We start from the raw sequence: 5583 nt of genomic DNA, 5'->3' as shown, positions 1-5583 counted from the left end.
CTGCTTGAGATAGATTTATTATCCAGAGCTCAGGTTACTTAGGATAAATACTCATACCGATAATAAGGATATGACAAGCAAAAACAACAGAGGTGAGTACTACACGCATTTTTTGATAATCTTTATGGTAGGTTTGCCATTGTGGCGTGGCTTTTTCAAAAAGTAGTACTAGCCAAAAACTTGCAGCTAACCAACCAAGCGCCCACTCAACAGGTACAAAGGCTAAAAACGGTACTGGTATAACAGGTAGTACGGCTTTTACTGCATCGCTGTAGCGTTGCTCACCCGCTCGCCATAAGTTACCCGCCATAAATGCTAATATTGCAATGCTGTAAAAAGTAAAAAATTCTAAATTAATACTATTACTACCAAACACAAGAGGCCAACCTACGCAGCCTAAAAATGGGATTAAGCCTAAGTAACCTAATTGAATGTGGTTGATAAATTTTTCCATAATAGTATGCCTTGTATTTGTGTGATTAAAAGCGTGAGTATTGTAGCAGTATTGCGATTAGCTATCTCAATAATTCTCCAGTATCTACAGTCCAAATAATGCTTACGATAAAAGAGATTATATAGTTCAATCTTAAAAATCGATTGGTTTAATCTAAACAATCAATTTTATTTAATTTCTCATTGCCCTTATTGTACTAATCAAGCCAACGCAAGAGGCCACATATTACGGCTGCGTTGAGTAACTTTATAAATACTTTAAATATAAATGAGGAATACCATGAGCACTTCATTAATCAACACAAAATTACAACCATTCAATGCAACCGCTTACCACAACGGTGACTTTGTAGAATTGTCTGAAAAAGATGTTCTAGGTAAATGGTCAATTTTCTTCTTTTACCCAGCAGACTTTACATTTGTATGTCCTACGGAACTTGGCGATGTGGCAGATCATTACGCACAACTTCAAGAAATGGGCGTAGAGGTTTACTCAGTATCTACTGACACTCATTTTACTCATAAAGCATGGCACGACACGTCAGACACAATTGGTAAAATCACTTACCCAATGATTGGCGATCCAACAGGACGTATTACACGCAGCTTTGGCGTAATGATTGAAGAAGAAGGCTTAGCACTTCGCGGTACATTTGTAATGAACCCAGAAGGCGAAATTAAAATTATCGAAACTCACGATTTAGGTATTGGCCGTAGCGCTAAAGAACTTGTTCGTAAAGTACAAGCTGCACAATACATTGCAACTCACGACGGTGAAGTTTGTCCTGCATCTTGGCAGCCAGGTGAAGACACACTTGCACCTTCACTAGACCTAGTTGGTAAAATCTAAGTACCAGATTTTCCAATCAAATAAGGGCAGGTAACTGCCCTTAAATTAACAAGCATACGTTTGTTGATGCCTCCTATATCAATATACTTGTTTAAGCACATGCATTATTTGGCATGGGAGGCTTGCTGTTTAAATTTTTCTAAAAGGGTTAAGCCATGTTAGATGACAACATAAAAAATCAATTAAAAAGCCATTTTGAATCGCTTACTCAACCTGTTGAGCTGCTTATTGCCTTGGATGACAGCAAAAAATCAGCAGAGGTAGAAAGCTTAGCAAACGATTTAGCCTCACTGAGCGATAAATTCACGGTAACAAACAACCCTGATACGAGCGCACGTCGTCCGTCAATGGTTGTACATTCACCAATTAAAAACACTCATATTACGTTTGCAGGCGTACCTATGGGTCACGAATTCACCAGTTTAGTGTTAGCACTTTTACATACAGGCGGACACGCAAGTAAAGCCAAAAGCGAAAACATTGAGCAAATACAATCGCTCACTCAAGAGCTCAACTTTGAAGTATACATAAGTTTAAGTTGCCAAACGTGCCCGCAAGTAGTGCAAGCACTTAATACTATGGCAGCGACAAACAGCAATATTAAGGCGACCATGATTGATGGCGCGTTATTTCAAGGCGAAGTGGAAGAGCGAAATATTTTAGCTGTACCGGCTGTATATTTAAATGGCGAACCATTTAGCCAAGGTGCACTAAGCCTTACCGACATACTTAATAAAGTAGATAGCAAAGGGGCACAGCGCCAAGCTGAGTCGCTAAGCAAAAAAGATAAATTTGATGTGCTTGTCATTGGTGGCGGGCCTGCGGGGGCATCGGCTGCGATTTACTCAGCACGAAAAGGGTTAAATACAGGCATTGTTGCCGACCGGTTTGGTGGACAAGTTGCAGATACATTAGCAATAGAAAACTTTATTTCGATTAAGGCGACGGAAGGGCCAAAATTGGTTGCCCAGCTTGAAGAGCACGTTAAAGAATACGATGTAGATGTAATGCATAATCAGCGGGCAGCGGCACTTAGTTATAGCAATGGTTACGAAATTACACTAGAAAATGGCGCAGTACTTAAAGCTAAGTCGCTCGTACTTGCCACCGGCGCACGCTGGCGCGAAATGAACGTACCGGGTGAGCAAGAATATCGCGGCCACGGAGTGGCATATTGTCCACATTGCGATGGCCCTTTATTTAAAGGCAAATCCGTTGCTGTTATTGGCGGTGGTAACTCAGGCATAGAAGCGGCGATAGATTTAGCCAATATTGTGCAAAGCGTTACGGTACTTGAATTTGCAGACACATTACGTGCTGATGAAGTACTCGTTCGTAAAGCTAAAAGCATGGCTAACATTACTATTATCAAAAGTGCACAAACAACCGAAGTGCTTGGTGATGGTAAAAAAGTAACAGGCTTAATGTACACAGATAGAGTGTCGGGGGAGAGCAAAGAGCTTGAGCTTGCCGGTATATTTGTACAAATAGGCTTAATACCAAATACCGAGTGGTTAAAAGACAGCGACCTTGAGCTAAGTAAATTTGGTGAAATACTGATTGATGCTAAAGGCGCAACTTCGTTACCGGGTATTTATGGCGCGGGGGATGCGACCAATACTCCGTTTAAACAAATTATTATTGCAATGGGCAGTGGTGCAACGGCAAGCTTAGGCGCATTTGATTATTTAATTCGCCACAGCGATGAAACCGAACAAGATCAAAGCGCTGCTTAGTTAACCAGAAAACTCTCTTGATATAACAGCGTTCACCCTTAGCTGTTTGTTCACCCAAGCCGCCCTTCTCCAAAGGCGGCTTTTTTATGCCTAAAAATTAACATGCGATTTAATCGCAGCCACCACCAGAATCACCACCGCCGCAATTGCTATCCGTATGAGACGTGCCACCGCCTACATAACTTGACGAGCCTCTAGTAGATTTAGCCTTTGTAACAAAAGTTGAGAGTAGTAAAATACTGATCCCCACAATGACAATAATTAATGGCGGCCATTGCTGAGTTGAAAAACCTTTGAATAGCACTATAGCTAATATAGCGAACAATACGGTTCTAAATATATTTTTCATTGTTGAATTCCTTATACAATTATATTTTCTTATTAATGTTTTAGTTTCAGCCGCTTAGCGGCCGAGGCAATAGCAATTTCTAATGAGTGCATTTTAAATGGTTTTGAGATAAACATATCCATACCCGCTTGCTTACATGCCAATTTATCTTGCGATGAAGTATTAGCTGTTAAGGCTACAATATAGGTTGAATCGGACGTACAGATATTTTCTGATCGCAGTTGTTTTGTTGCCTCAAAGCCATCGAGTATAGGCATAATACAATCCATAAAAATAAGGTCGTAATGCTTTTGCTCGCATTTAAATATGGCGTCTTGTCCATCTACTGCAAAGTCTGGTTTTATATTGAATTTGTTCAGTGAGGCATCAAGAACAAGTCTGTTTATGTCGTTGTCATCAACCACTAAAACAGCAAGCTCACACGCGTTAATATTTATTTTTGATAGCGGATTTAGCTCTACTTTTTGCTCTTTACCTAGTTCTATGGGTATATTTAGCGAAAAAGTAGTTCCTTGATTCACTTTACTACTGACCTTAATTTTCCCGCCCATGTACTCAACAAGTTCTTTAACTATTGCGAGGCCAAGCCCTGTGCCACCTTTACTATTTTTAGCATCAACTTCTTGAGTAAAAGGGGAGAACAAAGACTGAAGGAATTGGCTTGTCATGCCTCTTCCTGTATCAGTTACTTCAATATTTAGCGTTAATTTATTATTGTTATTAAGGACTGATGTATGCAGTTTTACACAACCGTGTTCAGTAAATTTTAACGCATTACTTAATAAGTTAGAGGTAATTTGGCTTAGTCGTGTGTTATCGCAATATGCCCAGCAGTTATCAGAAATTTCATTTGTTACTTCTAGCTCTACATTACTGCTTTTGAATAAAGGCGTATACAAAGACACCAGATCAGTAAAGGTTGTTTTTAGTAAAACGTTAGTGGGTTCTAGCTTTAATTCACCATGATTTATTTTAGAAAAATCGAGAACTTCGTTGATTATACTCAAAAGTATATCGGCGCTACGTAGCGCCACTTTTATTTTTTCAGCTCTTTTTTGTTCATTGCGCTCATCTATCAATGTAGTGAGCATGCCCGTAATACCATTTAGCGGTGTTCTGAGTTCGTGGCTTATTTTTGCAAAAAGCATGCTTCTATCATCTAGCAAGCGCTCCGCTTCGGCTTTTTTCTTTTTAAGCGCTTCTCTTAGTGTTACCGCTTCAGTGATGTCTTGAAATGTACCAAATAACCGCGCGCAGTGGTCACCATTAAATTGTGCTTCTCCGAAGGTAGACACCCAAATTGTTTGTTTTTTTGCTGTTATAATTTCAAGCTCTAAATGCCACTTTTCACCATGATGAACTGCATTTTCTACGGCCTTGTTTATATTATCTCTGCTTGTACCTTCTTTATAAAAATCGATAGCAGAGTCCATTTCAGGGCTATAGTCTTCATCAACTTGATGGATTCGTTTAGTTTGCTGACTCCAATAAATTTTATTATTAGTGAGATCAACTTCCCACGTGCCTATATTTGCTACGCTTTCTAATTTTAGCAAATCGTTACTGTTTTTTATTAACTGTTCTTTGGTTATAGCGCGCGCGAACTCTGCGCCTAACCATTGTGCAAATAGCTCTATGTAATCGTAGGCTTCATCTGTAAAAATAGGAGATTGGTTAAGTGAGGAGAAATTTACAGTGCCAAAAATATCGCCACCTATTTTGATAGGCGCACCAATATACGATTCGAGCTGAAAATTAGCATAACAAGGGTGATTAGCTATTACGCTTTGCGAAACGTTATGAAATGCAAGTGCGGAGCCTGCGACAAGAGTGTGTACGCAGTAGGTGCCTTCTAGATCAAATTGAGTGCCTATTTCTAGCGAGTTATCTGGCGTAATAGTATGTAACACGGTATAGCATTTACCCTCAACTTTACTAATGATAGCGACGTCAAGGTTAAACACATTAAGCCCGAATGCTAAAAGTTGATTAATTTTTTCGTCAAAGTTCAGACTTTGGTTAGACACTATGTCGTGAAATTGCCTAAGAAAATTCAATGTTAAACATCCTGTTGGTTTTAGAACTTAATTTACAGCTGCCCGAAGGGTTCTACCTAGGGGCAATTAACTCTTTGTTGCTCGGTTTTTACTTAGCCCACTAGGTTACAAACCTCGCGCCGCGATTAAATCGCCCCT

Annotated in this window: 5 protein-coding genes; 2 read left to right on the top strand and 3 right to left on the bottom strand. The window is 39.6% G+C overall.

Translation table 11 applies throughout. From position 1 onward, the window contains the following. Window positions 1–34: 34 nt before the first annotated feature. Window positions 35–454 carry a DUF3429 domain-containing protein gene (locus CWB66_RS17260; RefSeq protein WP_138586332.1) on the bottom strand — a complete coding sequence of 140 codons (420 nt, stop codon included), beginning with the start codon at window positions 452–454 and terminating at the stop codon, window positions 35–37. Between the two features lie 279 nt (window positions 455–733). Between CWB66_RS17260 and ahpC the strand changes: the two genes are divergently transcribed. Both ahpC and ahpF read left to right on the top strand, forming a co-directional pair. Next, window positions 734–1303 (top strand): alkyl hydroperoxide reductase subunit C, encoded by a 570-nt coding sequence (gene ahpC / locus CWB66_RS17255; protein WP_008134426.1) that lies wholly within the window; start codon window positions 734–736, stop codon window positions 1301–1303. Window positions 1304–1458: 155 nt separating this feature from the next. Further along, window positions 1459–3039 carry an alkyl hydroperoxide reductase subunit F gene (gene ahpF, locus CWB66_RS17250; protein ID WP_138586331.1) on the top strand — a complete coding sequence of 527 codons (1581 nt, stop codon included), beginning with the start codon at window positions 1459–1461 and terminating at the stop codon, window positions 3037–3039. 109 nt (window positions 3040–3148) lie between these two features. On the opposite strand, the gene CWB66_RS17245 is transcribed toward ahpF, so the two are convergent. Further along, the gene (locus CWB66_RS17245; protein ID WP_077535661.1) at window positions 3149–3388 is read right to left on the bottom strand and encodes a hypothetical protein; all 240 of its coding nucleotides are present in this window, start codon (window positions 3386–3388) and stop codon (window positions 3149–3151) included. A gap of 32 nt (window positions 3389–3420) precedes the next feature. Then, the gene (locus CWB66_RS17240) at window positions 3421–5445 is read right to left on the bottom strand and encodes a hybrid sensor histidine kinase/response regulator (RefSeq protein WP_138586330.1); all 2025 of its coding nucleotides are present in this window, start codon (window positions 5443–5445) and stop codon (window positions 3421–3423) included. Window positions 5446–5583: the final 138 nt, after the last annotated feature.

Origin of the sequence: Pseudoalteromonas sp. S558 (assembly GCF_005886635.1) — a bacterium.
GTDB classification, from domain to species: Bacteria; Pseudomonadota; Gammaproteobacteria; order Enterobacterales; family Alteromonadaceae; genus Pseudoalteromonas; species Pseudoalteromonas aliena.
Note: the sequence above shows the minus strand (reverse complement) of the source record. Positions and strands in the feature narration are given on the sequence as shown.

What these genes read in the sequence shown, in the direction of transcription:
- CWB66_RS17245 (WP_077535661.1), bottom strand. Translation starts at nt 3,388, where the DNA reads ATGAAAAATATATTTAGAACCGTATTGTTCGCTATATTAGCTATAGTG.
- CWB66_RS17260 (WP_138586332.1), bottom strand. Translation starts at nt 454, where the DNA reads ATGGAAAAATTTATCAACCACATTCAATTAGGTTACTTAGGCTTAATC.
- ahpF (WP_138586331.1), top strand. Translation starts at nt 1,459, where the DNA reads ATGTTAGATGACAACATAAAAAATCAATTAAAAAGCCATTTTGAATCG.
- ahpC (WP_008134426.1), top strand. Translation starts at nt 734, where the DNA reads ATGAGCACTTCATTAATCAACACAAAATTACAACCATTCAATGCAACC.